The sequence below is a fragment of the Bradyrhizobium sp. SZCCHNRI1009 genome (genome assembly GCF_032487575.1).
Taxonomy (GTDB): domain Bacteria; phylum Pseudomonadota; class Alphaproteobacteria; order Rhizobiales; family Xanthobacteraceae; genus Bradyrhizobium.
In genome coordinates this window covers 288,365-314,619 of sequence record NZ_JAUEUL010000003.1, presented here as the reverse complement: position 1 = coordinate 314,619, position 26,255 = coordinate 288,365, and the positions used below count along the sequence as shown (strand labels likewise).

General features: G+C 64.5%; 24 protein-coding genes and 1 tRNA gene. 12 read left to right on the top strand and 13 right to left on the bottom strand.

The features are described 5' to 3' along the window. Nucleotides 1-89: 89 nt before the first annotated feature. The 5 genes from QX010_RS08275 (at nucleotide 90) to QX010_RS08255 (ending at nucleotide 5,872) form a co-directional block, all read left to right on the top strand. Entirely contained in the window at nucleotides 90-680 is a 591-nt protein-coding gene (locus QX010_RS08275; protein ID WP_315800004.1) for an ANTAR domain-containing response regulator, read from the top strand. Beyond that, on the top strand, nucleotides 677-1,831 hold the full coding sequence (locus QX010_RS08270; protein WP_315800003.1) for a CmpA/NrtA family ABC transporter substrate-binding protein: 1,155 nt from the start codon (nucleotides 677-679) through the stop codon (nucleotides 1,829-1,831). The genes QX010_RS08275 and QX010_RS08270 overlap by 4 nt, the downstream gene beginning before the upstream one ends. A gap of 343 nt (nucleotides 1,832-2,174) precedes the next feature. Further along, on the top strand, nucleotides 2,175-3,965 hold the full coding sequence (locus tag QX010_RS08265) for a NirA family protein (RefSeq protein WP_316178783.1): 1,791 nt from the start codon (nucleotides 2,175-2,177) through the stop codon (nucleotides 3,963-3,965). After that, nucleotides 3,962-5,563, top strand: coding sequence for a sulfite reductase subunit alpha (locus tag QX010_RS08260; RefSeq protein ID WP_316178781.1), 1,602 nt, complete (start codon nucleotides 3,962-3,964; stop codon nucleotides 5,561-5,563). Before QX010_RS08265 ends, QX010_RS08260 begins: the two co-directional genes overlap by 4 nt. Before the next feature lie 159 nt (nucleotides 5,564-5,722). Continuing rightward, nucleotides 5,723-5,872, top strand: a complete 150-nt coding sequence (locus tag QX010_RS08255; protein WP_315711980.1) for a hypothetical protein — start codon at nucleotides 5,723-5,725, stop codon at nucleotides 5,870-5,872. A 6-nt stretch (nucleotides 5,873-5,878) separates the two neighbouring features. Here QX010_RS08255 and QX010_RS08250 read toward each other — a convergent pair whose 3' ends face one another. The 3 genes from QX010_RS08250 to pxpB are packed head-to-tail and all read right to left on the bottom strand — an operon-like array spanning nucleotide 5,879 to nucleotide 8,459. Beyond that, nucleotides 5,879-6,646: a 5-oxoprolinase subunit PxpA gene (locus tag QX010_RS08250; RefSeq protein ID WP_316178779.1), complete on the bottom strand. Its 768-nt coding sequence runs from the start codon at nucleotides 6,644-6,646 to the stop codon at nucleotides 5,879-5,881. A 50-nt stretch (nucleotides 6,647-6,696) separates the two neighbouring features. Beyond that, nucleotides 6,697-7,731 carry a biotin-dependent carboxyltransferase family protein gene (locus tag QX010_RS08245; protein ID WP_316178777.1) on the bottom strand — a complete coding sequence of 345 codons (1,035 nt, stop codon included), beginning with the start codon at nucleotides 7,729-7,731 and terminating at the stop codon, nucleotides 6,697-6,699. Next, nucleotides 7,728-8,459 carry a 5-oxoprolinase subunit PxpB gene (gene pxpB / locus QX010_RS08240; protein WP_316178775.1) on the bottom strand — a complete coding sequence of 244 codons (732 nt, stop codon included), beginning with the start codon at nucleotides 8,457-8,459 and terminating at the stop codon, nucleotides 7,728-7,730. Before pxpB ends, QX010_RS08245 begins: the two co-directional genes overlap by 4 nt. Before the next feature lie 247 nt (nucleotides 8,460-8,706). On the opposite strand from pxpB, the gene QX010_RS08235 reads away from it, so the two are divergent. Together QX010_RS08235 and QX010_RS08230 are read left to right on the top strand one after the other, a co-directional pair. Next, a complete protein-coding gene (locus tag QX010_RS08235) occupies nucleotides 8,707-9,405 on the top strand; it encodes a ribonuclease activity regulator RraA (RefSeq protein WP_006613956.1) in 699 nt (232 codons plus the stop codon). A gap of 54 nt (nucleotides 9,406-9,459) precedes the next feature. Then, nucleotides 9,460-9,867, top strand: a complete 408-nt coding sequence (locus tag QX010_RS08230; RefSeq protein WP_008965351.1) for a cupin domain-containing protein — start codon at nucleotides 9,460-9,462, stop codon at nucleotides 9,865-9,867. Nucleotides 9,868-9,944: 77 nt separating this feature from the next. On the opposite strand, the gene QX010_RS08225 is transcribed toward QX010_RS08230, so the two are convergent. Together QX010_RS08225 and QX010_RS08220 are read right to left on the bottom strand one after the other, a co-directional pair. After that, nucleotides 9,945-10,823: a DUF2147 domain-containing protein gene (locus tag QX010_RS08225; protein ID WP_316178774.1), complete on the bottom strand. Its 879-nt coding sequence runs from the start codon at nucleotides 10,821-10,823 to the stop codon at nucleotides 9,945-9,947. Between the two features lie 91 nt (nucleotides 10,824-10,914). Further along, entirely contained in the window at nucleotides 10,915-11,391 is a 477-nt protein-coding gene (locus QX010_RS08220) for an Lrp/AsnC family transcriptional regulator (protein WP_315799995.1), read from the bottom strand. A 147-nt stretch (nucleotides 11,392-11,538) separates the two neighbouring features. Here QX010_RS08220 and QX010_RS08215 point away from each other — a divergent pair, with 147 nt between their 5' ends. Together QX010_RS08215 and QX010_RS08210 are read left to right on the top strand one after the other, a co-directional pair. Continuing rightward, nucleotides 11,539-12,558 carry a 1-aminocyclopropane-1-carboxylate deaminase gene (locus QX010_RS08215; RefSeq protein WP_316178773.1) on the top strand — a complete coding sequence of 340 codons (1,020 nt, stop codon included), beginning with the start codon at nucleotides 11,539-11,541 and terminating at the stop codon, nucleotides 12,556-12,558. Between the two features lie 919 nt (nucleotides 12,559-13,477). Then, nucleotides 13,478-13,915: a hypothetical protein gene (locus QX010_RS08210; RefSeq protein ID WP_316178772.1), complete on the top strand. Its 438-nt coding sequence runs from the start codon at nucleotides 13,478-13,480 to the stop codon at nucleotides 13,913-13,915. 157 nt (nucleotides 13,916-14,072) lie between these two features. Here QX010_RS08210 and QX010_RS08205 read toward each other — a convergent pair whose 3' ends face one another. From QX010_RS08205 to QX010_RS08175, 7 genes are all read right to left on the bottom strand, one after another. Further along, nucleotides 14,073-14,864 (bottom strand): transporter substrate-binding domain-containing protein, encoded by a 792-nt coding sequence (locus tag QX010_RS08205; RefSeq protein ID WP_315799993.1) that lies wholly within the window; start codon nucleotides 14,862-14,864, stop codon nucleotides 14,073-14,075. A gap of 178 nt (nucleotides 14,865-15,042) precedes the next feature. Next, nucleotides 15,043-15,453 (bottom strand): hypothetical protein, encoded by a 411-nt coding sequence (locus QX010_RS08200; RefSeq protein WP_316178771.1) that lies wholly within the window; start codon nucleotides 15,451-15,453, stop codon nucleotides 15,043-15,045. Nucleotides 15,454-15,699: 246 nt separating this feature from the next. Continuing rightward, nucleotides 15,700-16,698 carry a hydroxyacid dehydrogenase gene (locus tag QX010_RS08195; RefSeq protein WP_316178770.1) on the bottom strand — a complete coding sequence of 333 codons (999 nt, stop codon included), beginning with the start codon at nucleotides 16,696-16,698 and terminating at the stop codon, nucleotides 15,700-15,702. 29 nt (nucleotides 16,699-16,727) lie between these two features. After that, the gene (locus QX010_RS08190; protein WP_315799990.1) at nucleotides 16,728-17,828 is read right to left on the bottom strand and encodes a sn-glycerol-3-phosphate ABC transporter ATP-binding protein UgpC; all 1,101 of its coding nucleotides are present in this window, start codon (nucleotides 17,826-17,828) and stop codon (nucleotides 16,728-16,730) included. Nucleotides 17,829-17,847: 19 nt separating this feature from the next. Next, complete coding sequence (locus tag QX010_RS08185; protein ID WP_316178769.1) at nucleotides 17,848-18,759, bottom strand: carbohydrate ABC transporter permease; 912 nt, start codon at nucleotides 18,757-18,759, stop codon at nucleotides 17,848-17,850. Further along, nucleotides 18,759-19,694 carry a sugar ABC transporter permease gene (locus QX010_RS08180; protein ID WP_315799988.1) on the bottom strand — a complete coding sequence of 312 codons (936 nt, stop codon included), beginning with the start codon at nucleotides 19,692-19,694 and terminating at the stop codon, nucleotides 18,759-18,761. The genes QX010_RS08185 and QX010_RS08180 overlap by 1 nt, the downstream gene beginning before the upstream one ends. 124 nt (nucleotides 19,695-19,818) lie before the next feature. Next, nucleotides 19,819-21,159: an ABC transporter substrate-binding protein gene (locus tag QX010_RS08175; protein WP_315799987.1), complete on the bottom strand. Its 1,341-nt coding sequence runs from the start codon at nucleotides 21,157-21,159 to the stop codon at nucleotides 19,819-19,821. Nucleotides 21,160-21,549: 390 nt separating this feature from the next. Here QX010_RS08175 and QX010_RS08170 point away from each other — a divergent pair, with 390 nt between their 5' ends. The 3 genes from QX010_RS08170 to QX010_RS08160 all read left to right on the top strand — a co-directional run bounded on the left by QX010_RS08170 (nucleotide 21,550) and on the right by QX010_RS08160 (nucleotide 25,517). Continuing rightward, entirely contained in the window at nucleotides 21,550-22,281 is a 732-nt protein-coding gene (locus QX010_RS08170) for a Spy/CpxP family protein refolding chaperone (protein ID WP_410051930.1), read from the top strand. 429 nt (nucleotides 22,282-22,710) lie between these two features. Next, complete coding sequence (locus tag QX010_RS08165; protein ID WP_316178765.1) at nucleotides 22,711-23,976, top strand: hypothetical protein; 1,266 nt, start codon at nucleotides 22,711-22,713, stop codon at nucleotides 23,974-23,976. Nucleotides 23,977-24,245: 269 nt separating this feature from the next. Beyond that, nucleotides 24,246-25,517 carry a reverse transcriptase domain-containing protein gene (locus QX010_RS08160; protein ID WP_316178763.1) on the top strand — a complete coding sequence of 424 codons (1,272 nt, stop codon included), beginning with the start codon at nucleotides 24,246-24,248 and terminating at the stop codon, nucleotides 25,515-25,517. A gap of 118 nt (nucleotides 25,518-25,635) precedes the next feature. On the opposite strand, the gene QX010_RS08155 is transcribed toward QX010_RS08160, so the two are convergent. Next, nucleotides 25,636-25,725 (bottom strand) — tRNA-Ser (locus tag QX010_RS08155). Nucleotides 25,726-26,255 lie beyond the last annotated feature (530 nt).

Below are 26,255 nucleotides of genomic sequence, written 5' to 3'. Positions count from 1 at the left end.
CGTCAGCTAGTCCGAATTGTCCAGAAAGACAAGGCTTTGAGGCGGCCACGTCCATGCTATGGGTGAGGGCCCGGACAACCTGGTGATCGATGAGCGCCGAGCAATCGCCTAAAATCGTGATCGTCGACGAAAGCCCGATCCGCGCGGCCATCCTGGAGGAGGGCTTGCGGGAGGCGGGTTTTACCGGCGTGGTGCATGTCAGCGAGATGCAGGGTCTCCTGGCGCGCATCTATGCCCTGGACCCGGACGTCATCGTCATCGACCTGGAGAACCCGAGCCGCGATGTGCTGGAGCAGATGTTCCAGGTCAGCCGCGCCGTCCGCCGGCCGATCGCGATGTTCGTGGACCAGAGCGACGCGGCCTCGATCCAGGCCTCGGTCGAGGCGGGCGTCTCCGCCTACATCGTCGATGGGCTGAAGAAGGAGCGGATCAAGCCGATCCTCGACCTCTGCATCTCGCGCTTCAATGCGTTCTCCAAGCTTCAGGACGAGCTCGAGCGCACCAAGTCCGCGCTGGAGGACCGCAAGGTGATCGACCGCGCCAAGGGCATTCTGATGAAGATGAAGGGCTTCACCGAAGAGGAAGCCTATGTGCTGTTGCGCTCCACGGCCATGCGCGAAAAGAAGAAGATCGGCGAGATCGCGCAGTCGATCCTGACCGCCTCGGAGTTGTTGAAATGACCGGCCCGCTTCGCATTGGCTTCATCCCGCTGGTCGATGCCGCCGCGCTGATCGTCGCCGTCGACAACGGCTTCACCGCGGCCGAAGGTCTCGACGTCACGCTGGTCCGAGAGGTGTCGTGGTCGAACGTGCGCGACAAGCTCAACATCGGCCTGTTCGACGCGGCGCATCTGCTGGCTCCCGTCGCCATCGCGTCGAGCCTGGGCATCGGTCACGTCAAGGTGCCGATCGTGGCTCCTTTCAATCTCGGGGTGAACGGCAACGCGATCACCGTGACGCCGGCGCTGCATGCGGCGATCATGGCCAATCTCGATGGGGATCGTTTCGACCCGATGGCGACGGCGCTGGCGCTGGCGCGCGTCGTCGCGGAACGGCGCAAGGCCGGGCGCGAGCCGCTGACGTTCGGCATGACGTTTCCGTTCTCGACCCACAACTATCAGTTGCGGTTCTGGATGGCCGCAGGTGGCGTCGACCCCGATGAGGACGTCCGCCTCGTGGTGCTGCCGCCGCCCTACATGGTGGAGAGCATCGCCAACGGTCACGTCGACGCGTTCTGCGTCGGAGCACCGTGGAACTCGATCGCAGTCGATCTCGGCATCGGCCATATTCTCCACTTCGTGTCTGACGTGCTGGTGCGCGCGGCCGAAAAGGTGCTGGCGGTCAGGCAGAGCTGGGCTGACAAGAATCCCGGCGCTCTCGCCGGCCTGGTTCGCGCCTGCGCCAAGGCCGCCAATTTCATCGAACAGAACCACGCAGAATCCGCGCGCATCCTGGCTCAGCCGGAGCGCATCGGCGTCGATGCGGAGGTGCTCCAGCGTACGCTGGACGGCCGCCTCAAGATCTCGCCGGACGGCACCTTCCGCGAAAGCTCGCGCTATCTGCTGGTGGGCCGCGAAGACGCGGGCCGGCCCGAGAGGATCCAGGCGGCATGGCTCTATGCCCAGATGGTGCGGTGGGGCCAGACTCCCCTCAGTACTGAAGCCCTGGGCACTGCCATGGGCGTGTTCCGGCCGGACATCTACGACGCGGCCATGGGCACGGCCGCGGTCGGCACGGATGCCGCCATCGGCGCATTCGCCGGTCCGCCTTTCGCGGCGGACGACGTGATCGGCCATCTCAAGGCCTTCAAGATCGGCCGCTGGACGGCCTGATTCACGCACCGATCAGGGTCTGGGCACCGTGTGCCGTCGACCAATTTTTGGGCGGCGTGCCCGTATTTCGAGGCTTGAGTCGGTTAACTTGCCTTCATTGATTCGATCAGCATTCTGATTTTACACGCTTTTCCTGATTTTTCAGGCTGGCACGCAACTTGAATATTGCAGTGCAGTCAGCCGCCGCAGATGCCGCTGACTGCAATCCGTGTCGGATTTCCGCAGCAACGAAGCTGGTCGGATCTTTCATCGGAAGCAGGCCATGTCGGCCTGTCGGACGGTGCGATCCTCATCCCATTCCCGAACGCCAACCGCCGTGGCCGCTGGAGCTTCGTCCGCCATCATGAAAATCGAATCGTTGTCAGTCGACTTCAACGACGAGCAGAAGCGCTACCTCGAAGGCTTGGCTGCGGGCCTCAAGGTCACGCTGGCAGGGCGCGGCCAGGGTGGCACGCCGACAGCAAGCGAGCCGACCGGTCCAGACGCCATCCACATCAAGGCGCAGGACAAGGTGATCGCGTCGGGACGGAAGCTCGTCGACCAGGAGAAGGTCAAGCGCGAGCTCCATCCCTTCGATGCTTACGAGAGGCTGAAGGAGCAGGCGCGCAATGATGCTGCGCCATCCACGGCCGACAATTTCCGCTGGCGCTATTACGGCCTGTTTCACGTCGCGCCGGCGCAGGATTCCTATATGTGCCGGCTGCGCATTCCCAACGGCATCCTGAAGCATTGGCAACTGACGGGCCTTGCCGATCTCGCCGACCAGCTTTGCGGCCCCTACAGCCACGTCACCACGCGGGCCAACCTGCAACTGCGCGAAATCCCGCCGAGGCACGCGGTCATGCTGCTGGAAGGACTCTCGGATCTCGGTCTGACGGCGCGCGGCTCCGGCGCCGACAACATCCGCAATGTGACGGGGACGCCAACGGCCGGCATCGATCCGCAGGAATTGCTGGATACGCGGCCTTTCGCCCGCGAATGGCATTTCCACATCCTCAACGACCGCTCGCTGTACGGCCTGCCGCGCAAGTTCAATGTCGCCTTCGACGGCGCCGGACGGATCGCGGCACTGGAGGACACCAACGACATCGCGTTCTCAGCGGTCGAGGTGAAGGACGGCTTTGGCGTTGCGCCGGGCGTGTGGTTCAAGCTCGGCCTCGGCGGCATCACCGGACACAAGGATTTCGCCAAGCCGACAGGGATCATCGTCGAGCCGGAGCGGGCGACCGAGGTGGCCGACGCCATCGTGCGGCTGTTCATCGAGACCGGCGACCGCACCAATCGCCTCAAGGCGCGGCTCAAATATGTGCTCGACAGCATGGGTCACGACAAGTTCATGGAAGCCGTTGAAACAAGGCTCGGCCGCAAGCTGGCGCGCGTCCCCGACGAGGCGCTCGCGCCGCGGCCCGACGCCGATCGCATGGCCCATATCGGCGTCCACCAGCAGAAGCAGCAGGGGGTGAACTGGATCGGCGTGGTGCTGCCGTTGGGCAAGCTGACGACGGACCAGATGCGCGCGCTCGCCAAGATCGCAGCCGATCTCGGCGACGGCGAGATCCGGCTCACGGTGTGGCAGAACCTGCTGCTCTCGGGCGTTCCCGACGACAAGGTCGCTCTGGCCTGTGCGGCGATCGAGCAGATCGGGCTGTCGACAAAGTCCTCGCACATCCGCGCCGGACTGATCGCCTGCACCGGCAACGCCGGCTGCAAGTTCGCGGCATCCAACACCAAGAAACATGCGGCCGAGATCGGCGACTGGTGCGAGAGCAGGGTGGACGTCGACACACCGCTGAACATCCATCTCACCGGCTGCCATCATTCCTGTGCCCAGCACTACATCAGCGACATCGGCATGATCGCGGCAAAGGTGCCGGTTGGTGACGGCGACGACACGGTCGAGGGCTATCACCTGTTCGCCGGCGGCGGGTTCGGCCCGCAGGCCGACATCGGCCGCGAGGTCTATCGCGACCTCAAGGCGGCGGATGCGCCTGTAACCGTTGAGAAGCTGCTCAAGGCCTATCTCGCCCATCGCGCCTCTCCCGAGGAGACCTTCCTGTCGTTCGCACGCCGTCACGACGGCGAGGCGCTGCGCAATCTCGCCGAAGCCCAGACCTCGTCGGAGGTGTCAGCATGAACCAGATCACGCCCATGCCCAAGATCGAGATCATTCCTTCGACGGCGCCATTCTCCGAGGCGCAACGCTCATGGCTCAACGGCTTTCTGGCCGGAGCGCTCGGCTTCGACGGCGCGACAGCGTTGTCGCCGGCGCAGAACGGCGCCGTGCTTGCGCCCGCGGGCGACGGTGACGACGGCGAGGCGCCATGGCACGACCAGACCATGCCGATCGCCGAGCGCATGAAGCTCGCCGAGGGCCGTCCGCTGCGCCGGCGCATGATGGCGGCCATGGCGCAGCAGGACTGCGGCCAATGCGGTTACAATTGCAGCGACTATTCGGATGCGATTGCCGATCGCAGCGAGGCGCGGCTGAATCTGTGCGTCCCCGGCGGCAAGGAAACCGCGCGGATGCTCAAGGCGCTCTACGAGGAGATCGACAGGGCTCCGGCCGCGGCCAAGCCCGCTGCGGCTGCGCCGGCCACCATCGCCGTCGTCGTCAGCAAGCCCGGTCGTTCGCGCGACAATCCGGTTGAGGCGACGTTCCTGTCGCGGCGCCTGCTCAACAAGCCGGGCTCGGAGAAGGAGACCTGGCACATCGAGTTCGATCTCGGCGAGAGCGGGCTCGACTACGTCGTCGGCGATTCCTTCGGCATCTTCGCCAAGAACGATCTCGGCCTCGTCGATCAGATCATCGCGCTGCTCGGCGCCTCGCACATGACTGAGGTGAACGGCAAGCCGCTGCGGCAGTGCCTGTTGGAGGACGTCTCGCTGGCGCCGGCGCCGGATTCGCTGTTCGAGCTGATCTCCTTCATCACCGGCGGCGCGACCCGCGAGAAGGCGCGGCAGCTGGCGCAGGGCGAGGATCCCGACGGCGACGCGGCGACGCTCGACGTGATGGCGGTGCTGCAGAAGTTCTCCGGCGTCCGGCCGCATCCGGAGGCCTTCGTCGAGGCGCTGGAGCCGCTGCAGCCGCGGCTCTACTCCATCTCGTCGTCGCACAATGCCACGCCCGGCAGGTTGTCGCTGACGGTCGACTGCGTCCGCTACGTCATCGGCAAGCGCAAGCGGCTGGGACTTGCCTCGACGTTCCTGGCCGAGCGGATCAATCCCGGCGACAAGCTGCGCGTCTATGTGCAGAAGGCGCACGGATTCGCGCTGCCCGCTGATCCGAAGACGCCGATCATCATGGTCGGTCCCGGCACCGGCGTCGCGCCGTTCCGCGCGTTCCTGCACGACCGCAGGGCGACCGGCGCGCCCGGCAAGAACTGGCTGTTCTTCGGACATCAGCGCAGCGACTGCGACTTCTTCTACGCCGACGAGCTGAACGCCATGAAGACGGCCGGCCTCCTGACGCGGTTGTCGCTGGCGTGGTCGCGCGACGGCGACAAGAAGTTCTACGTCCAGGACCGCATGCGCGAGGTCGGGCGCGAGGTCTGGACCTGGCTCGCCGACGGCGCCCATCTCTACATCTGCGGCGACGCCAAGCGCATGGCCAAGGACGTCGAGCGCGCCCTCGTCGACATCGTCGCCCAGTTCGGGGCCCGCTCGACCGACGAGGCCGTCAGCTTCGTGGCCGACCTCAAGAAGAAGGGCCGGTTCCAGCTCGACGTCTACTGAGCGGGAACCCTGCGGAGAATATTCTCGGCCGCGAGCCCGGCCGAGAATTTTTTGGTTCCAGCGGGACCCGAAGCAGGGGGCTTGTCGTTATTTCGCCGGTTGCCTTGCACCGGCCCGCGAGAACGCTTTTCTCATGGCCGGAACTTCAGGAGACCGGCCATGCGGACGATATCGACGCCCCTGCGACAGATGCCCCAGGCCCGCGCCATTCGCGAGCGCGGCGCAACTGTCGCGTTGGTTGCCTTCTACAGCGCGATGGCGCTGATTGCCGCGATCACCCTGGGCACATCCTTCACGCACCCGTTCTGATCCTCCTCACCTCTTGAACGGCGCGACCGTGATGCCGGCCGCCTCGAGCGCCTTGCGGACCTCCCGCGCAATCTCGACCGCGCCAGCGGTATCGCCGTGAATGCAGACGGTGTCGGTGCGCATCTTCATCACCTTGCCGGTCACCGAAATCACCGCGCCGTCCTGAACCATGCGCACGACGCGATCGGCGATGACCTTGGGATCGTGCAGCATGGCGCCGGGCTTGCTGCGCGACACCAGGAGTCCATCGTCGCCATAGGCGCGATCGGCGAACACCTCGTGCGCCATCGACAGGTTGGCCTTCTCGCCCGCGGTCACCAGCTTGGAGTTGGCGAGCACGACAAAGATCAGACTGGGATCGACGGCCTTGATCGCCTTGGCGATCGCGTTTGCCGTCATGTCATCCTCGCAGGCGACGTTGGACAGCGCGCCGTGGGCCTTCACATGCGTGACCTTGTGGCCGGCCGCGGTGGCGATCGCCTGCAGCGCGCCGATCTGATAGGCGACGAGGTTTTCGATCTCCGATGATTTCAATCCGGGTACCGGACGCCGGCCGAAACCATGCAGATCGCGATAGCCGGGATGCGCACCGACGCGGACACCTTTGGCCTTCGCCATCTCGACCGTGCGGCGCATGATGTCGGCATCGCCGGCATGAAAACCGCAGGCGACGTTCACCGACGTCGCCAGCTCGATCATGGCGGCATCGTTGCCCATTTCCCACGGGCCAAAGCTCTCTCCGAGGTCGCAGTTCAGGTCGACGGTGCTGGTCATGTCAGGGTCCGCTCGTTGATGGGTCCGAAACAGCGTGAGATGTGCTCAAATCAATCGGGAGTCGCTCCGGGCCAGGTGGTGGCGTCGGTTGCGCTGACCGCATGACCGGCGACATTGGCCGTGAACAGCGCATCGACATTGAAATCGCTGTTGGCGAGCTCGGTGACGCGGCCGGGCAGGCTGCGCAGCAGATCCTTGTAGCGGCGCAGCTCGGCCTGCGCCTCGGCGATGCTCACGGCCTTGAAGCGGAATGGCGTGCCGGCGGGCGTCTGCGCCAGGCGGCCGAAATCCGCCGTGATGACGGTCGCGATCTTCGGATAGCCGCCGCTGGTGCCGCGATCGGACATCAGCACGATCGGCGAACCGTTGCCAGGCACCTGGATGCTGCCGTCCACGGTGCCGTCGGAGACGATGTTGTGGCCATGGAGATGGCGGATCGGCGGTCCTTCAAGGCGATAGCCCATGCGGTCGCTGGTTGCTGACACCATCCAGTCGCTGCCGAGGAACAGCGCTTTCATCTCGTCGCTGAACTCATCGTCCTGCGGCCCCATCACGACGCGGATCACGCCGCTCATTCTCGGCACATCAATCCGCAGTTCCGGCGCGTCGCTGGCGGGGGGGACCTCGAACCTGTCGCCGGCCTGGAGCGGCCGCGGGTAGGGGCTGCCGAGCCCGGCGCGCGCATTCACCGAGAGACTGTTGAACATCGGCTCGCCGGCGATGCCGCCTTCGATGGCCAGATAAGTGAACGAGCCGCCGCGCGCAAAGCCGAGCGTGAGCTGCTCTTCGTCGTTCAGTGTCACCGACGTGTTGATCTCGACCGGTCGCTTGGCGACGTCCGCCGGCCGCTGCGCGCCGGCGAGCGCCACGCGCACCGCGCCGCCCTTCGCCGCGAACGTCGCGCCGAACGGTCCGATCTCGATCGCAGCCGCCATCGGCACATTGCCGACGAGGCTGTTGGCTGCGGCCAGCGCCAGCTTGTCCATCGCGCCGGATGGCGTCAGTCCGTAGCGCTGCGCGCCGAAACGCCCGCTATCCTGGACCGAGCTTGCCGGACCGATCTGTGAGACGACGAGCGTGCTCATGCGGCGATCCGCTCTGCGATGAGCTCGCCGCCCTCCGCGGCGCGCTCCTGCTCCGCGAAGGTCTTCACGTCGACGGCGTAGAAGCTGACCTCGTCGCCGGGCTCGAGCAGGAAGGTCGGGTCGCGGTGCAGTTGAAACGTCCGCATCGCGGTGCGCCCGAGCAGGTGCCAGCCGCAGGGGCCGGCAAGGCACTGGATGCCGGTCTGGATGCCGCCGATCGCGATGATGCCTGCCGGTGTCGCCAAGCGCGGGTTCTGCCGGCGCGACATCTGCAACGTCGGATCGAGACCGGACAGATAGGACCAGCCCGGCGTGAAGCCGATCATCGCGACGCGGTAGATGCCAGCGACATGGCGGGCGACGACCTCGTCCGGCGTCAGGTTCAGCGCCTTGGCGACGTCCTCCAGGTCGATGCCATTCTCGCCGCCGTAGCAGACTGGAACCCGCCAGCGCCGGATCTCGCTGTCCGGCGCAAGCGACCCGGCCGACAGCGCCAACAGCTTTGCCCCAAGCGTGTCGTGGTCGATCACACCTGCATCATAGTGCACCAGCAGCGAGCGATAGGTCGGCACCGTCTCGGTGATGCCCGCGATGGCGGCGGCAGTCAGCGCATGGTCGAGCGCAAGCACGCGGCGATTGGCGGTCTCGTCGATGGTCCGGCTGAACTCGACGGTGACCGCGCTGTCGCCGCTGGGCAGCAGGCGAGGAGGTGGAAAAGAGTCGGCCATCTGTCCGAGAAGATCCGTGTTGCTGTTCCTCATCTAGCCGCTTTCGATCGCCAGTGGAATTGCGCTGGAGACAAAAAGTCTCGAAAATTCAATAAATTAATCGGATGCCCAGCGATAAGAAGACCTTATCGGGCCGCTGCAGGCCCCGCATGCGCTGGGCGCACTGAGCATGCCCTTGACGCGGCCTTCGTCGCTCGCAAGATGCGCCTGCTTTTTCCGCCAGCCTGTTTGGAGCGCCAGTCTCACAATGTCCCTCACTCCCGAAGCCATCGCTACCCTCTCCCAGGTCACTACGGCGACCATCACGACGGTCCTGCTGAAGAAGGGGTTGCGCAATGTCTGGCTGCGCGGCGCCAAGCCGCTGCGCCCGGGACAGAAGCGGCTGGTCGGTCCCGCCTTCACGCTGCGCTTCGTGCCGGCGCGCGAGGATCTGGCGACGCCGGAATCCTGGTCGTCGCCGATCTCGACCCGCACCGCGATCGAGGCGATGCCCGAAGGCTGCATCGCCGTGGTCGATGCGATGGGCGTCAAGGACGCCGGCATCTTCGGCGACATCCTGTGCGCCCGCATGGTCAAGCGCGGCGTCACCGCGCTGATCACCGATGGTGTCGTGCGCGACCTCGAAGGCGTGATGGGCACCGGCCTGCCGGTGTGGTGCGATGGCTACGCCGCGCCGCCGTCGGTCGCGGGGCTCACCTTCGTCGGCTGGGGCGAGGCGATCGGCTGCGGCGGCGTTGCGGTGTTTCCGAACGACGTCATCGTCGCCGACCAAGATGGCGCGGTGCTGATCCCGCAGGCGATGCTCGATCACGTGCTCGCCGAAGGCCCGGAGCAGGAGCGCATGGAAGCCTGGATCGTCGACGAGGTGAACAAGGGCGCGGTGCTGCCGGGCCTCTATCCGATGAATGCCGAGACCAAGGCGCGCTACGCGGCGTCGAAGAAGTAGGTCGCGGCCGACGCGGCGATCGATCGACTGCAAGGACTCAGGAAAGGCAGAACCATGGTGGATGTTTATCTCGCGGGCTCGCGCCCCACGCGCCGCGCGGCGGCCGAAAGTTTCACCGGCACGGTGTGGCAGGACCCGATCATCACACCGCAGGCGCCGGCCCGCGTCGCCTCGGCGCGCGTGGCGTTCGAGCCCGGCGCGCGCACCGCTTGGCACACCCATCCGCTCGGACAGACGCTCTACGTGATTCAGGGCGTCGGTCGGGTGCAGGCCAAGGGCGGGCCGGTGCGCGAGATCAAGGCCGGCGACGTCGTGTGGATTCCGCCGGGCGAGAAGCACTGGCATGGCGCCGCGCCGACCACCGGCATGGTCCACGTCGCGATGCATGAATCGCTCAACGGTGAGCACGTGACGTGGATGGAGCACGTCACCGACGAGGAATATGCGACGCCGGTCGGCTGATGCGGGACTAGCAAGACCAAGAGCGCGCGGTCGCAGGGCCGCGCGCTTTGCTTTTGGAGGCGCGTCGCGCGCCGGGCTCAGTTCACCCGCGTCCAGGTCTGGCCGCCGCAGAACATGCCGCCGAAGGCGCAGCCCTGCACGCGCAGATTGTCCGCCCCCTTCAGCGCGATGGTCGAATCGTAGGTGCTGCCGCTGTTCGGATCGAAGATGCGGCCGGTCCACTTCTTCTCCTGGGCCTTGTCGCTCGGCCGCATGTTGATCAGGATCTGCTCGCCGTTCTGCTTGGTCTTCGCATCCACGGCGTAGCCGCAGAGATTGGCGCCGCAGGGCTCGATGCGGATCTGGCCCTCCTTCTCCTCCGTCAGCCAGATGCCGACCGGCGAGTTGGGATCGCGACCGGCGGTCTGCGCCGCAGCGGGCGGAGCGGCTGCGGTGGTCACGGCAGGCGCCTGGGCTGGACGCGGTGGCGGCGGCGCGGCGGCCGTCGTGGGGGCCGCAGCGGCCGTTGCAGCGGCCGGAGGCGCAACCGGTGCCGTAGCGTTGGCGGCTGGGGCCGCCGGAGGTGGCGGCAGCGGCGCCGGTGGCGCGGCCGCCTGAACGGGAGCAGGAGCGGCCGGTGGGCTCACCGGTGCGGCTGCCGTCGGAGCAGGCGCGGCGGGAACTGGAGCAGGGGCCGCGACCGCCGGAGCAGGCGGTTGCGGGGCCGGGGTGACCGCCGCCTCGGTGGGCGCCGGAGCCGGCTTGTCCGCCGCGGCCGGCGGCCTGGCCGCCTGATCCGGATCGCGCTTGGTGCGCTTGGACTTCTTCTGCTCGGTATTGTCGTAGACGCCGGGGATCTGCACGGTGCCGCGGTCGGGATCGATGCGGATCGTCTTGCCGCCGTACTCGATGACGTACTGCGCCTCGGCGGCACTGCTGGCCAGAACCACGGCAGCAACGGCCAACAGCCTCTTCATCAGGATCTCCACGATGTCGGTTGCTGATGTGAGCGAGCTCACGCGCAATTAAGTCGCCGCTGCGGCAGCCCTGGTTCAACGCGCCCTCCGCTCAGAAATCCAGCGGCGCATTGTCGACCACCTCCTTCATCACGAAGAAGGTGCGGGTCTGCCGCACGCCGGGCAGCGAGATCAGCTGGTCGCCATGCATGCGGTTGAAGTCCTGCATGTCGCGGACGCGGATCTTGAGGAAGAAGTCGAAATCGCCGGCGACGAGATGGCAGTCGAGCACGAATTTGAGCTTGCGGATCGCGGCCTCGAAGGTGCGAAAGCTCTCCGGCGTCGAGCGGTCGAGCACGACGCCGACCAGCACCAGTGCGCTGCGCTCGACCTTCTCCGGCGCGATCTGCGCGCGCACGCTCCGGATGTAGCCCTCCTCGAACAGGCGCTGGGTGCGGCGATGGCAGGTGGCCGGACTGACGTGAACGGTGGCGGCAAGCTCGGCATTGCTCATCCGGCCGTCCTTCTGCAGCAGTTGCAGGATGCGCCGGTCGACGCGGTCGAGATCGGTTTCGGAAGTTTCTTTCATACGACACACAATTTTTGAGAAAAACTATCGCTCAACGAGCCAAGCGCCGACGTAAGCATGAAATTCTGCGCCAATAAAGAGAGCACCTTTCTCAGGCTTTTTCGTATGTTGGGGACGACCGATCTCATTCACCCACGGAGAGGCCCCGTGCTTCGGCTCGACAAATTCAAAAAATATCCGCTCACCTTCGGTGCCACCCCGATCGAGCATCTGCCGCGGCTGACGGCGGCGCTCGGCGGCAAGGTGCAGATCTACGCCAAGCGCGACGACTGCAATTCCGGTCTCGCCATGGGCGGCAACAAGCTGCGCAAGCTCGAATACATCGTGCCCGACGCGATCGAGTCCAATGCCGACACCTTGGTCTCGATCGGCGGCGTGCAGTCCAACCACACCCGCATGGTGGCGGCGACCGCGGCCAAGATCGGCATGAAGTGCGTCGTCGTCCAGGAGAGCTGGGTGCCGCACGAGGACGCCGTCTATGACCGCGTCGGCAACATCCTGATGACGCGCCTGATGGGCGCCGACAGCCGCATCGTCGAGGACGGCTTCGACATCGGCATCCGCAAGAGCTGGGAGAACGCGATCCAGTCGGTGAAGGACGCCGGCGGCAAGCCCTACGGCATTCCGGCCGGCGCTTCCGTGCACAAGTTCGGCGGCCTCGGCTATGTCGGCTTCGCCGAGGAGGTGAGGGCGCAGGAAGCCGAGATGGGCGTCAAGTTCGACTACATCATCGTCTGCGTCGTGACCGGCTCGACCCAGGCCGGCATGATCGTCGGCTTCGCCGCCGACGGCCGCGCCGACCGCGTCATCGGCATCGACGCCTCCGGCACGCCCGAGCAGACCCGCAGCCAGGTGCGCCAGATCGTCGACAACACCGCGGAGCTGGTCGAGCTTGGCCGCAAGGTGCGCGACGACGAGATCGTGATCCTGAAGGACTACGCCTATCCGGCCTATGGCGTTCCGAGCGCCGAGACCAACGAGGCCATTCGCCTCGCCGCCCGCACCGAGGCGATGATCACCGACCCCGTCTACGAGGGCAAGTCGATGCAGGGCATGATCGACCTCGTCAAGAAGGGCTACTTCCCGGAGGGATCGAAGGTGCTCTACGCCCATCTGGGCGGCGCGCCGGCGATCAACGGCTACAGCTACACGTATCGCAACGGCTGAGGCCTGTTTGAACTCCGTTCGCTGCGCGGTTATGAGCCGAGCTTTCACAACACGCTCCACTGTCGTCCCGGCCTCGAGCCGGGACCCATAACCACCAGCGGGACTGTTCTGCAGGCCTGCACCTTCGCACCTGCCACAAACGACGGCCTGTGAGTATGGGTCCCGGCTCGAGGCCGGGACGACACCGTTTGTGTCGCCCGAGCGATCCGCACCTAACACTCTAGAGCATGACCTTGCTGTCTCGCGACGCATGACGTCCGAGTGATTCCATCAGTCGTGCCCCTCTCGAATAGAAGAGGGCGCAGGGAATGCCGGGTGAGGGCCTCACCCATGGCCCGCCTGCGTAAAAAATGCAGGCGGCAGGTACCACAGGTGCTGCCGATCAACCGGCATTCCCTGCGCGACGGTCTTAACGCTTATACGCAGTCTCCCTGGTGCGCCGGGCTTGTTGGCCACCATCACCACGCGGCGCCTTGAGCACCATCGCGACTTGATACCAGCGTCGGGGTATCAGGACCCTGCGACTTCACGTCCGCAATCTGCCGTTCGTCCGCGTGCAAGCACGCTTTCGGCATCTCGCGGCCGTCGCCTCCCCACCTCGCGTGTCGTGACGATCGCGCGCAACGCCCCTCTTCGACGAGGCGGGATGGCGGCAGTAAAGCATGAAATTCTGAAAAACAAAAGTGGAATATTTTCTACCGGAGGACTGGACAGAGGTCTTCTCATTGAAACTACGCCGGAATATCGCGTTTAGGTGCGGGTCGTTCGGGGTAGGCTCGGCGTGCAATTCCACGGCGGGTAGACTGACGCTCCACGAGGTCCGATCTAAGGTCACAACCGGCCATCGTATATCTACTCCCGGCCCAGAGGTGACACTCAGCCCCTAGCAACAGCGAAGGGCGATCGCTAGAATTCGGTCATGAGCGACACCGCGAAGGCCACCGGTAGGGGACTGCGCTTAGGCTGGCATTGGCTTTGGTTCGTGCCGCTTTGCGTGATCGTGCTCGCGTTCGTGGAGCGGCACACGGTTAGCCACGCTTTCTTGCTCATCAAGCTCGGCTGGCATCGCTGGACGTGGGGCGCTCTGATCTCGCCGTCTGCGGCGTTCTTCCTCGGCGTAATTGCGACTTCAATTATTTGGCCGCTTTACGGTCTAGCTGTTGTTGCGTTTCTCGTCACGGTGAGACAGCCATGGCGATGGGCGGTCTTGATGATCGCCGGGGTATTGCTGCTTCCGTTTGTCACCGATCTTCTCACTTGGGGATCATTCCCCTTCATCTTTGACAACACAGGGAGCGCACGATTGAGAATGATCCCCTTCCTCCCGTGGCCGAGCGGCGCTTACGGGGAATATTGATTGCGTGTCTGCTCTGCTCCGTGACAGCGACGTTGCTTCGTTTTCCGCCAAGCCTTAACTTTTTCGATCCGACGTTCTCACGGGGCACTTGCAGAGAGTCTGCCTAATTCATCGAACGCTGCATATTCAGCCTACATCCCGTCAGCTTCGTCAGAATTTACTCGAACCAATTCTTGTAGATCGCCTGGTAGCTGCCGTTCTCCGTCGAGATGTGCAGCCATTGGTCCACGAACGCCTTCAGCGCCACGTCGCGCTGCAGCCAGTAGGCCTTCTCCGAAAAGTCGAACGGCTTCTCTGGATGGACGGCGCACAAGACACCAGGATGCAGTTTCTGCTGGTAGCGCGTCTCAGAGGCGTCGGTCATCATCAGGTCGGCGTCGCCCTTGGCGATCTCGTCGAAGATGGTGACGTTGTCGGTGTGGACCCGGATGTCGGCGGCCTTGATGTTGGCGCGGGCGAAGCGCTCGTTGGTGCCGCCCGGATTGACGACGACCCGGGTGCCGGGCTTGTCGATGTCGGACAGCGTCTGGTACTTCGAGGTGTCGCTGCAACGGGCGATCGGTGTCTTGCCCTCGCGCATGATCGGCGTCGAGAAGTAGCCCTTCTTCTGACGGTCGAGCGTGATCGACACGCCGCCCATGGCGACGTCGAACTTGTCGGCCTCGAAATCCTTCATGAGCTGCGGCCAGCTCGTCGGCACGAACTCGACCTTGACGCCGAGCGCCTTGCCGAGCGACTCGGCCATGTCGACGTCGAAGCCGGAGAATTTGCCGGTCGCCTTGTCGAGATAGGTGAAGGGCTTGTAGTCGCCGGTCATGCCGACCCGCAAGCTACCGCGCTGCACGATCTCGTCGAGCCGCGAGGCCTGGTCCGCGGCCGCCGGCACGGCAAGGCTGCAGACGAGGACGAGCCCGGTCAGGACGGACAGCGGACGATCGAAGAACCCCATGATGGCGACACCTCGGCTTGAGTGGGACGAGGGTCTTCTTACAGGAAGCGGTGTCGCGGGACGAGGGGCAGGCGGCGGTCGCATCGTTCGGATCGGCTCACGGCCGCCGCCAGCGGTCGAGCCTCCTGGTCCACCAGGCAATGCCGCGCATCATTCAACGATGCGCGGCCACCGAGCGCTAGGTCCGGCCGGGTTCGACCGGAGCAAACGCACCCTTGCCGGTCATCTCGTTCTTCAGTGCCTCGAAGCGCTCTGCCGCCTCGCGCGCACGGGTGTCGACCATGTCGATGGCGGCTTCGGCCGTCATCGGGCCGCTGCTGACGGCGATCGAGGTCGGCCCGACGGTCTCATCGACATAGTAGCCGTCCTCGCCGCGCCGCGCGGTCCAGCGGAAGCGGATCGCAGAGATCGGGCCGGGACCGATCTTGGTGTAGCCGTCGGCCTGATCGAATGAGACCACCGTACCCGTGGCCTTTCTGGCTGGAGAGTTGGGAACAGGCGCGCTCGCCCGGTCGTCACGCTTCGCAGATTCCGGCTTGTCGAGGATGCTCGCTATCGTTGCGAGCGCGTGCTCCGTCGCAACACTCATGATCGCCTCTGTTCCTACTGACGCGCGCAAACGCCGACGCCAATAGCTGCAGTTGTAGCGAAGTCTGGGCGAGATGCAACATTGCGTTCAAATTTGGGCGACAAAGCGGTGGATGAAGATCCCCGCAGGACGGCGTTCGACTCAGCCGGCTTGTCTCCAAACGTGAATGGCCGGCATGAAGCCCGGCCATGATCATTCGAGCACTGAGCACAGGTATCAGTGGGGAAGAGGGCGCCAGCCCGCGATTCAGAGCACGTCCTGATTGATCACGTTCTGCCGAATCGGCTCGCCGTCGAGCACACTCAGGATGTTGCGCGCGGTCTGCTCGCTCATGCGGTCGACCGCCTCGCGGGTGACGCCGGCGACGTGCGGGGCCATGATCACGTTGGGCAGCATATGCAGCGCGTGGCCGACCGGCGGCGGCTCCTGCTCGAACACGTCGAGGCCGGCGCCGGCGAGGCGGCCGGACACCAGCGCGTCGTACAGCGCGGCCTCGTCGACCAGGCCGCCGCGCGCGGTGTTGATCAAATAGGCGGTCGGCTTCATCAGCCGCAGACGCGCGGCATTGAACAGGCCGATGGTCTCGGGCGTCTTCGGGCAATGGATGCTGACGAAATCGGCGCGCGGCAGCGCGGCGTCGAGGTCGGCGACCTGCTCGCAGCCAGCGGCGGTGATGTCGGCGGCGGGCTTGTAGGGATCGTAGACCAGGACCTGCATCTCCATCGCCAGGCAGCGCTTGGCGGTGCGGGTGCCGATGCGGCCGAAGCCGATGATCAGCACGGTCTTGCCGTAGAGATCGAACGGCAGCACGCCGAGCCGCGAGCCCCAGGTGCCGTCCTTGACCATTGCATGCATCTCGTTGGCGCGCTTGGCCAAGGTCAGCATCATGAACAGCGCCTGCTCGGCGACCGACGGCGAATTCGCGGTGCCGGCGACCATCAAGGGCACCTTGTGGCGGCTCAGCGCCGGCACGTCGACCGCATCGAAGCCGACGCCGATCCGGGTCACGACCTTCATGTCGCCGGCAGCGACGAGCTCCGGCTCGCCGAAGCGCGTCGCACCGAGAGCCACACCATGCACCGGGGCATGGGAGGCGAGCAGCACGGAGAAATCCGCAGCCGAGATCATGTTGGGGAACTCGATCATCTCGACGTCGTCGCGCGCTGCGAGCAGCGCGCGTCCCTTGGCCGAGAAGGATTCCGTGACGAGGATCTTGTTCTTGTTGGTTGCCGTCCTGGTGGTCATGTCCTGCCCTTGAATCGTCCTGGTGCTCGTCAGATCACGAGCCCGGTCGCCTCGTTTAGCAGGTGCATGTTGTTGAGGTCCATTGCCATGCGCAGAGGGCTGCCATCCCGCGCGCCGGCATTGGGGTTGACTCGCCCGCAGACCGGCGTCTCGTTGAGGGTGAAGTAGACCAGCGTCTCCATGCCCATCGGCTCGGTGACGTCGAGCAGCGCCTCGAACGGCTCGATCCCAGGCTCCGCATGCGGCTTGGTCTCGGTGATGTGCTCCGGCCGGATGCCGAGCAGCAGCGGCTCATTCCGTGACACGGACTGATAGCGCGCGGCGCGCGCGGGCGGCAGCGGAAAGGCGATCCGATCGGTGAGGCGGATGTGGAGCCGGCCATTGGCCTCCTCGAGCCGGCACGGCACGAAGTTCATCGCGGGCGAGCCGATGAAGCCGGCGACGAAGCGTGTCGCCGGATTGTGGTACAGCTCGTTCGGCGTGCCGATCTGCTCGATGCGGCCCTTGTTCATGACCACGACACGATCGGCCAGGGTCATCGCCTCGACCTGGTCGTGGGTGACGTAGACGGTCGTGGTGCGGACCTTCTGGTGCACCTTCTTGATCTCGATGCGCATCTGCACGCGCAGCTTGGCGTCGAGGTTCGACAGCGGCTCGTCGAACAGGAACACCTTGGGATTGCGCACGATGGCGCGGCCCATCGCCACGCGCTGGCGCTGGCCGCCGGACAGCTGCTTCGGCTTGCGGTCGATGAGATCGGCAATGTCGAGCATGCGCGCGGCCTCCGCGACGCGGCTCTTGATCTCGGCCTTCGGATAATGCTTCAGGCGCAGCCCGAACGACATGTTCTCGGCCACCGTCATGTGCGGATAGAGCGCGTAGTTCTGGAACACCATGGCGATGTCGCGGTCCTTCGGCGGCACGTCGTTGACGACGTCGCCGCCAATGGTGATGTCTCCATCGGAGATGTCCTCGAGCCCTGCGATCATCCGCAATGTCGTGGACTTGCCGCAGCCGGACGGGCCGACCAGCACGACGAACTCGTGGTCTGCGATATCGAGATCGATGCCCCTGACCGCCTCGACGTCGTCATAACGCTTCACGACCTTGCGCAAGCTCACTTCAGCCATGTGTGATCAACCCCCGTCATCAGCCTTTGGTCGCGCCGGCCGTGAGCCCGGCAATGTAATAGTCCATCAGGAACGCGTAGATGATCAGCGGCGGCGCCGCGCCCAGCAGCGCGCCGGTCATGATCTGTCCCCAGTTGAAGACGTCGCCCTTGATCAGGGTGGTGACGATGCCGACCGGCAGCACCAGCTGGTCGGTCGAGGTCGTGAACACCAGCGGATACAGGAACTGCGCCCAGGAGACGGTGAAGGCGAAGATCGTCGCGGCGATCAGGCCGGGCAGGGCGACGGGGATGAAGATCCGCGTCAAGGTCTGCAACCAGGAGGCGCCGTCGATGATGGCGGCCTCGTCGAGCTCCTTGGGTATCGAGGCGAAATAGCCGATCATGATCCAGGTGCAGAACGGCACGGTGAGCGTCGGATAGATGAACAGCAGCACGTACCAGCGATTGATCAACTGGATGCCGGTGACGTCGCCGACCAGCGCGAACATCTTGAACAGTGGAATGAACAGCAGGCTGTCCGGGATCAGGTAGGTCAGGAATACGCCGGTCGCCAGCGTCGCCGAGCCCCAGAACTTCATCCGCGACAGCGCGAACGCGGCCGGAATGCTGATCAGCATGGTGATGATCACGACGATGATCGAGACCATGGCGGAGTTGAAGAAGAAGCGCAGGAACTGGTTCGAGGTGAGCAGCCCGACATAGTTCTCCAGCGTCGGGTGGAACACCCACCAGGGGTTGGTCGCCGCCGAGATCTCCGCGCTGCCCTTCAGCGAGGTGATCAGCATGTAGAGCGGCGGAACCAGCGAGAAGATCGCGAACAGCGTCAGGAAGAAATACGACCAGCGCAGCGCCCAGGCGCGGTCGCGGCTCATCGAGCCATATTTGACGGTGCGGGTCGGGCCGGCCTTGTCGACGGTCATCGTGCTCATCAGGACTCGTTCCCCCGCTTGTTGACGTCGCGCAGGATGAAGATGGCGGCGACCGCGAGGATCGGCACCATGAACAGCGAGACGCTGGCGCCGAGCGGAATGTCGCTGCCCTCGATGCCGACGCGGAACGCCCAGGTCGCGAAGATGTGCGTCTTGTCGAGCGGGCCGCCGGCGGTGAGGATGCGGACGATGTCGAAGTTGGCGAACGTCACGATCAGCGAGAACAGCGTCGTGATGGCGATGATGTTGCGCATCATCGGCAGGGTCACGTACCAGATCCGCTGCCACCAATTGGCGCCGTCGATCGCCGCGGCCTCATAGAGCTGGTCCGGGACGGATTTCAGCGAGGCCAGGTACATGATCATGAAGAACGGCGCGCCGTACCAGACGTTGACCAGGATCACCGAGAATCGCGCCCAGGCGGCATCACCGGTCCACGGGATCGGGCCGATGCCGAAGAACGACAGCGTATAGTTGAAGGCGCTGTAGGACGGGTCGAACAGCCACAGCCAGGCCAGCGTGCTCATCGCCGGCGGAATCACCCAGGGCACCAGCAGCATGCCGCGCCATTTGCGCTGGCCCTTGGCCGGGATGTTGTGGACGAAATGCGCGACGATGAAGCCGATCAGCGCCTTGAAGACGACGGCGGTGATCGCGAAGATGCAGGATTGCTTGACGACCAGCCAGAACGTGTCGCGCTTGAACAGGAACTCGAAATTGCCGAAGCCGACGAAGCGCTGCATCGACTTGTTCAGGGTCGCCAGATGCACCGAATACAGGGCGGGATAGACGACCAGGAGCACGATCAGCAGGATCAGCGGCAGCGTCATCAGGAAAGCGGCGGTCGATTTCCGCTTCAGCGCCCTGTGCAGACCATTGCGACGGGCCGCGCGGGGGCGGGCGACGGCGTTTTCACCGATGGCGGCATCAACCATGAGAAAGGGCTCCTCGTGATGTCCCCTGCGAAGGCGGGGTCCTCACTGGATGGGAAACACTGACGAGGTGAAAGGGGGCGGCCCGCCTGCCGAGGCGGACCGCCTGCGTTGCTTCGAGCATGCCTCAGCTGCGCATGAAGCCTTCGCACTCGCCTTCGGCCCAGGCGAGGGTCGATTCCATCTTCTCGCCCTGGGCGTAGCGCAGGCACATCTTGGTCATCGTCGCCTGTGCATAGATCTGCTGCGCGATCTTGGGCGGAGCAGGGGAGGCTGCGATCGACAGCGTCTGGTGATTATAGGGGTTGGGATAGTGAAACAGCGTCCCCTTTGGCGGCGCCGCCTCGGCCCACACCTTCAGCGTCGTCAGCTTCTCGTAGGCCGGCAGGTCGTAGCCGCCGCTGGCCACTACCATCTTTTCGATCGAAGACGGTTTCGAGAGGTGGACGATCAGGCTCTTGGCCGCTTCCTTGTTCTTCGAGAACGCCCAGATGCCCCAGAAGTACGGCAGGAAGGGTGCGAAGCGTCCCTTCGGGCCCGCCGGGAACCCGTGCGTCCAGCATTGCTCGGCGACCTGCGGCGCATCGCGCTTGGCGACCGCCCAGGCGCTCGGCGGATTCATGATCATCGCGCCCTTGCCGGACACCAGCCATTTGTTGTTGGACGCGTCGTCCCACGCCGCGACGTCGGGCGGCAGCACGGCAATCAGCCGCTTGTAGAACTCCAGCGCCTGACGGACTTCATCGGTCTTGACCGTCACGTCCCCCTTGGCGTTGACGAGATCGGCGCCGAACGCCTGGAAGAAAGCGCCGGCGGAATCGACGCTGTCGGTCGTCTCGCCGAGACCGATGCCGAACGGCACGCCGGCCTTGTGGCATGCCTCCGCCGCCTTCAGGAACGTCTCGGTGGTCCAACTGTCGGCCTTCGGCGGGCTGCCGGCGGGATACAATTCCTGCACGTCGATCCCTGCGTGCTTCTTCATCAGATCGATACGGGTGCAAGGGCCCTTGATCTGGCTGCCGACGCAGGCCGGCACCGCGAGCCATTTGCCGCCAGCCTGGCCGAGATATTTGACGGTGCCGTTGACGGAGCCATTCTCCTTGACGATCGGCTCCATGATGTCGTTGACGGGCTCGAGCTGATTGGCATAGGCCTGCGGCCACCAGGTGGGATGGGCGAGAATGTCGTGGCCCGAACCGGCCGCCGCCTCGGCAGCAATGGTGAGCTCGAGCTTCTTGCCCTGGCTGGTGATGTAGTCGATCTGGACCTCGACCTTTTCCTTGGCAGCCCATTCGTTGACGAGATCGGTCGAAGCCTGATTGGCGCCGGGAACCCAATGGTCCCAGAATCCCATCGAGAGCTTGCCGGCCGCGTAGGCGCCGCGCACATAGGGCGCGGCAATCATGACCGCCGAGGTGGCAGCGGTCGCAGCAACGAATTGTCGGCGGTTCAGCTTCCTCCGTGACATGGCGTTCCCTCCCTGGTGAGCCAAGCGTTTGGGTGCGAATCCGATTTGTTAGTTGTTGCGTCGCGTCATGCGACGCATGGATTTCGCTTGGGTGCAATCAGAGCAGAATTGCGAGCGGCTGTCGAGAAAGCAGGTGGGGCGAATCCTAGAACTAATGGCGGGCACAATCGTCGCAGGTCTCGCAACTGATTGCATCGCAACGATGAGCGCTGCAGCGCAAAGCGCGTCACGGCAGAACAGGAATCGATGTAGCTGGACGCGTTGGATGCATCGCACTGCGTGCGACAGATGGACTTGCGCGGTGCGGCAACGATAGAATTCGTTGGAATCATGGCCGTCACGACCGGCAAGTCGCGAGACGGTCGGACGTGTTGCACGGAGCATGAACTGATGGTGACGAGCCCCGCCGGCATCTGGCGCCGGTCTTTCGGATGCATCGCAATAGGAGTGTCAGTGGGCCTCGTCGGCCTCCTGGGCCTACCGCGTCAGCCTGCCGCGCAGGGCCTGTTCAAGGGCGTCGAGCAGGGCGCGCGCGAAGGCAACAAGGCGGCAGGCCCGGTCGGCGGTGTGCTCGGTGGCGCGATCGGCGGTGTCGTCGGCGTGGTCACCGGCGTGACCGGGGCGTTCACCGGCAACAACGACCAGCAGAGTGCGCAGCCCGCGGCACCGCCGGCCGAGGCCAGGAAGGCGAAGCCTTCCAAGGCGGCGAAGACGAGCAAGGTCGCCAAGGCGACGCCGATGCTGACGCAGCCAGGCGCCCCGCAACTCACGGCCGAACAGATCGTCGCCAACAGCGACAGCAATGTCGAGCGGCTGAAGACCGGGCTGAACCTGACGGAAGAGCAGGCGAAGAACTGGGGTCCGTTCGCGAATGCGATGCACGCGCTCGGCCGCAACGGCGCTGACAGGCTCGATCTGCGCATCGCGCGGTCGAAGCGCGACCCGCCGGATGACATCGTCGAGCAGATGCGCAACGAGGCTCAGTTCCTGGTCGACCGCGCCGCCGACCAGCGCGCCGTGGCCGACGCGTCGGAGCCGCTCTTCACCAGCCTCGACGACAGGCAGAAGCAGATCTTCATCGACGAGATGGTGCGGCTCAGTCGCGAGCGCGGACTGGACTAGCTCGACGGAGTTGGCGTCGCCGCGGCTGTGTCCGTTGGCAGCAGCGGCGCCTGCGGCATGCCGTGACGCATGATCACCGCGGCCGCACCGCGCTACGGTATTTTAATACCATAAGAATGACGATTGGTCGCGTTGACGGCCTGACCGGGAGAAAGCAGGCTCCAGCGGCGTGCACATTTATCGAGCACGAGCGGGGTGCTCGCGCAACGTCCCGGCCCATCAGCGCTGCTTCTGCAACCGAACTGCGACGCATTTTGATGTACATTGCAATTGTATTACGTAGAGAGCCGGAGCCGGCAAGGCGGTCTTCGCAGGCGTGCTGATTCGCAGCAGCGATCGCACGGCAGACGATCAGCAGGCCGTTCGGCTCGATGTCTTGGAGGATGATTGTTGTCGAGAGTGCGACTGCGCCGATGGATCGAGGGCCGGTTGGGGATTGGCACCGCCAGCACCGAAAGCCGCCTCGATGAGGATGTGAAACGCTTCGTCGATGCGCTGCAAGCGGAGTTGATCGCCGCGAAGGACGAGTGCGAGCGGTACAGGCGCATCACCGAAGAGAGGGGCGTGATCATGGGCCGCCTGCGCGACGAGCGCGACGGCTACAGGCTGGAGTGGGAGGCGGCATCCGCGGAGCTTCGCCGGCTGACGCGCCAGCGTCCGGCCGTGGTCTCGGACAATGGAGCGACGCGCCCCTCCGGCAATCGCCGTGACGTGGCCTTGAGGAATTCTCCGCCTTCCGCGCTGCGGGTGCTGTGCGTCGGCACCGGCCGGGACGGCACGACGTCGCTGGCGCGGATGATGCAGGAGGTGTTCGACAACCAGGGCAACGGCGACAGGGCCGTGCACGAATGGGCGTCGAGCGAGCTCAATGAGCTGTTCTGCCAGCTCAAGGAAACCAACGATCCCAGCTTCGCGGATCAGATTCGTCAGACGATCCTCGATTGCCCCCATGCCTGCGTCGTCGGCAACGGCTATGCGGCCGTGCTGCCGATCGTCGCCGAGCTCCTCGGCGACCAGGTCACGCTGGTGCATCTGCGCCGGCGCGACCGGGCGGCGTGCATCGCAAGCCTGGTTGAGAATGCGGCGCTGTCGCCGCAGAACCACCTCTACTACGCCGACTCGCCGGCCGCGCAGCGCAAGCGTCCGACCGCTGTCCACTTCGGAGAGATGTCGAAGCAGCAATGGATGGATCTGTCGCTGGCCGACAAGTTCGGCTGGTACTACGACAAGACCCACGCCTTGATCGAACGGCACAAGAGCCTGTTCCCGAACACGCTCTCCGTCGATACCGAGGACCTCAACGCGGACAGCGTGCGCCTCGCGCTGGCGCACGCGGCCGGCAGCGCCGAGGCGCCGCGCGCCTTCCACGTCAACCGGTTCGTCGATCTGCGCCATGTGCCGCCCGATCGCCGCAGCTTCGTGCAGCGGCTGCTCGGCCAGCTCGACGTCCAGAAGCTCGCCCACGACGACCTGTACGGGCTGCGGCAGGTGCTCAACGAGATGATCTATCATCTCTCGCATTTTCCCGACGCAGCACCTGGCGCGGTGGATGAGCTGCGCTGGACGCTGACCGAGGTGCACGGCCTTCTCGACAGCCGCATCCGCGACGTTCGCGAACTGATGGAGCGGGTCGGCGTGCCGCCCGAGACGGCCGGCGCGGTGAACGGCCACCGCGCACGGCAGGCAAGCCATTGAGCGCACGACGCCGTCGTTTATCAAACTACTGCTCCTAAATAGAGGCGGATAACTGCGGTAACGCCACTCGCCTTGGTTGCAGAATCAAGGGTGGAGCGCTATCTTGGATGTATTGGTGACCGTTTCTAGCTTACAGCGACCTCCTAGCCGGAGACTTGTGAGGTGCCGAGCGCGTCGCGCGAGAGCGCGCCAGCAGCAAAGCTCCAACAGCCAAAAGATTGGTCTCGGACCATCGGTTGGCGCCAGTTCAATCAGGCTTAGGTGCACCCTTGCTCGACCCTACGCCTGGGAGAACTGAATTTCAGCACTATCCTAAACCAGCGAAGATACTGTCTAAGAAGAATCTCTTTGCTGCCTGGAGAGACTCGCGGGACGCTACTTCCAATCCTGGACGCCCTGGCGTCGACGGCCTCACCGCTGAGCAGTTTTCCCATCGTCTCGAAGATCGCCTCGCTGCACTGGCCGCTGATCTGCGCAGCGGCAGATACCATCCGTCCAAGCTGCGCGCCATCTTCATACCTAAGCAACACTCAGACAAGGATCGGTTGATCTGTATTCCGGTCATTCGCGATCGCCTCGTGCAAAGAGCGATCGTTGACTATCTGGTCACCAAGGACAAGCTCTCCATAGAGAACGAATTCTCCTATGGCTTCGTGCGAGGCCGCGGCACAGCTCACGCGATTGCCCGCGCGCTGGAGCTAAGGCAAAAGTATGAGTGGTGCTTAAAAACAGATATCGAGGCGTTCTTCGATCGCATTCCTAGGCGAGAAGCAAAACACCGAGTCAGCGCAGCGCTTAGGGGTAGTAGCATTACGCCTCTTGTACATTCTTTCGTCGACTGCGAGATAAAGGCGACAAAGTACACGAGACCGAAGTTGAAGAAACAAGGCATCGTCCCGGGCGTGGGCTTGCGACAGGGCATGCCCCTTTCACCGTTACTCGCCAACCTCGTGCTCAAAGACTTTGATGCATCGTTCCGTGCGGCACAGATCGAAATGGTGCGTTATGCCGACGATCTGCTGCTGTTCTTTCATTCGAAGGCGCTAGCAGAAGATGGCTTCGACTTCGTCAGATCGCAATTGAGAAACCAAGGGCTCACCATTCCCGATCTGGGTGGTGAGGGATCAAAAAGCCAAATCGTCGCACCGAAACAAGCCGTCACTTTCTTGGGTCTCGAGCTCCTCTACGCAGACGCGGTCGGTGGGTACGTCAAACGCGTGGGACGAAAGCAAATTGCGAAGATCCAGCAGAAACTGGAGGAGGAGTTCAGCTTCGATAATCTGCGCAAGGAACGCGTCGGCTTTCAACAAGCCTCAATCGGCTTGTGGCGTACGATCTCGTCTTACTTGAACATCTACCGCGGCACCTACGATTTTCCGACCCTCGATAGCGAACTGAGACACGCAGGCCGCAGAGTACTAGCGAATATGTTCGAGGATGTGTTCGGAGCCGGAGTGCTAAACCGCGTGACTCCGGAAGGAAGAGAGTTTCTAGGCCTCGGCTCCCTCGACGTTCCGGACGACAACGGCCTCGACCTCTAGCACGCTAGCCAAAAAGCGCGCCGCATCGCTTCGGGGTCATACGGAAGCCCCGGCGGTCCGGGGAGGACGCTGGGGATTTGCCCCGCGACCGGAAGTTCACTAGTGAAATCAATTGCCTTGGCGGAAGGGGTGGGATTCGAACCCACGGTACCCTTGCGGGCACGCCGGTTTTCAAGACCGGTGCCTTAAACCACTCGGCCACCCTTCCATCCGGCGTCGTGTCCGGGACGTCGGCGACGTCCACGCCACGGCGGCGCGGGATCGACGCGATCCTTGTTTAGGGTGCGGGCTTGCGGCTCGTCAACGGCGCATTCACGCCTGCCAGGACGGCCTCAGCTCAAAGCCCACGCTCACCTGAGCGCAAAGGCCATCAGGCCGGAGCACAAGACTGCGGTGCTCAGCGCTGCCAGGGCGAGAAAGCTGCCCGAGAGCAAGTCCTGATGTCGCAACGCTTGATGTCGTAGATCTTGGTGTCGCATGGGCCACCTGCTGCGGCTGCGCTACCGGTCCGACCTCACACCGGCCGGAGAAAACCGAGGGCCGGGCGACGAGCGGTCTGGATGATCTGCTGGTCGAAACTTCCGGCTTCAGGGATGCTCCTGAAGTGTCGTTATTGAAGCGGACGCAAACATTGAAACGGACGAGAGCCGACCATGGCGTCGGCTGTCCGATCCGTCCGGAATCAGGCCCGCGAGCGGACCCCTTCAAACGCATGAGCAAGGAAGATCCCGGCGCCAA

What these genes read in the sequence shown, in the direction of transcription:
- QX010_RS08275 (WP_315800004.1), top strand. Translation starts at nt 90, where the DNA reads ATGAGCGCCGAGCAATCGCCTAAAATCGTGATCGTCGACGAAAGCCCG.
- QX010_RS08270 (WP_315800003.1), top strand. Translation starts at nt 677, where the DNA reads ATGACCGGCCCGCTTCGCATTGGCTTCATCCCGCTGGTCGATGCCGCC.
- QX010_RS08265 (WP_316178783.1), top strand. Translation starts at nt 2,175, where the DNA reads ATGAAAATCGAATCGTTGTCAGTCGACTTCAACGACGAGCAGAAGCGC.
- QX010_RS08260 (WP_316178781.1), top strand. Translation starts at nt 3,962, where the DNA reads ATGAACCAGATCACGCCCATGCCCAAGATCGAGATCATTCCTTCGACG.
- QX010_RS08255 (WP_315711980.1), top strand. Translation starts at nt 5,723, where the DNA reads ATGCGGACGATATCGACGCCCCTGCGACAGATGCCCCAGGCCCGCGCC.
- QX010_RS08250 (WP_316178779.1), bottom strand. Translation starts at nt 6,646, where the DNA reads ATGACCAGCACCGTCGACCTGAACTGCGACCTCGGAGAGAGCTTTGGC.
- QX010_RS08245 (WP_316178777.1), bottom strand. Translation starts at nt 7,731, where the DNA reads ATGAGCACGCTCGTCGTCTCACAGATCGGTCCGGCAAGCTCGGTCCAG.
- pxpB (WP_316178775.1), bottom strand. Translation starts at nt 8,459, where the DNA reads ATGGCCGACTCTTTTCCACCTCCTCGCCTGCTGCCCAGCGGCGACAGC.
- QX010_RS08235 (WP_006613956.1), top strand. Translation starts at nt 8,707, where the DNA reads ATGTCCCTCACTCCCGAAGCCATCGCTACCCTCTCCCAGGTCACTACG.
- QX010_RS08230 (WP_008965351.1), top strand. Translation starts at nt 9,460, where the DNA reads ATGGTGGATGTTTATCTCGCGGGCTCGCGCCCCACGCGCCGCGCGGCG.
- QX010_RS08225 (WP_316178774.1), bottom strand. Translation starts at nt 10,823, where the DNA reads ATGAAGAGGCTGTTGGCCGTTGCTGCCGTGGTTCTGGCCAGCAGTGCC.
- QX010_RS08220 (WP_315799995.1), bottom strand. Translation starts at nt 11,391, where the DNA reads ATGAAAGAAACTTCCGAAACCGATCTCGACCGCGTCGACCGGCGCATC.
- QX010_RS08210 (WP_316178772.1), top strand. Translation starts at nt 13,478, where the DNA reads ATGAGCGACACCGCGAAGGCCACCGGTAGGGGACTGCGCTTAGGCTGG.
- QX010_RS08205 (WP_315799993.1), bottom strand. Translation starts at nt 14,864, where the DNA reads ATGGGGTTCTTCGATCGTCCGCTGTCCGTCCTGACCGGGCTCGTCCTC.
- QX010_RS08200 (WP_316178771.1), bottom strand. Translation starts at nt 15,453, where the DNA reads ATGAGTGTTGCGACGGAGCACGCGCTCGCAACGATAGCGAGCATCCTC.
- QX010_RS08195 (WP_316178770.1), bottom strand. Translation starts at nt 16,698, where the DNA reads ATGACCACCAGGACGGCAACCAACAAGAACAAGATCCTCGTCACGGAA.
- QX010_RS08190 (WP_315799990.1), bottom strand. Translation starts at nt 17,828, where the DNA reads ATGGCTGAAGTGAGCTTGCGCAAGGTCGTGAAGCGTTATGACGACGTC.
- QX010_RS08185 (WP_316178769.1), bottom strand. Translation starts at nt 18,759, where the DNA reads ATGAGCACGATGACCGTCGACAAGGCCGGCCCGACCCGCACCGTCAAA.
- QX010_RS08180 (WP_315799988.1), bottom strand. Translation starts at nt 19,694, where the DNA reads ATGGTTGATGCCGCCATCGGTGAAAACGCCGTCGCCCGCCCCCGCGCG.
- QX010_RS08175 (WP_315799987.1), bottom strand. Translation starts at nt 21,159, where the DNA reads ATGTCACGGAGGAAGCTGAACCGCCGACAATTCGTTGCTGCGACCGCT.
- QX010_RS08170 (WP_410051930.1), top strand. Translation starts at nt 21,550, where the DNA reads ATGGTGACGAGCCCCGCCGGCATCTGGCGCCGGTCTTTCGGATGCATC.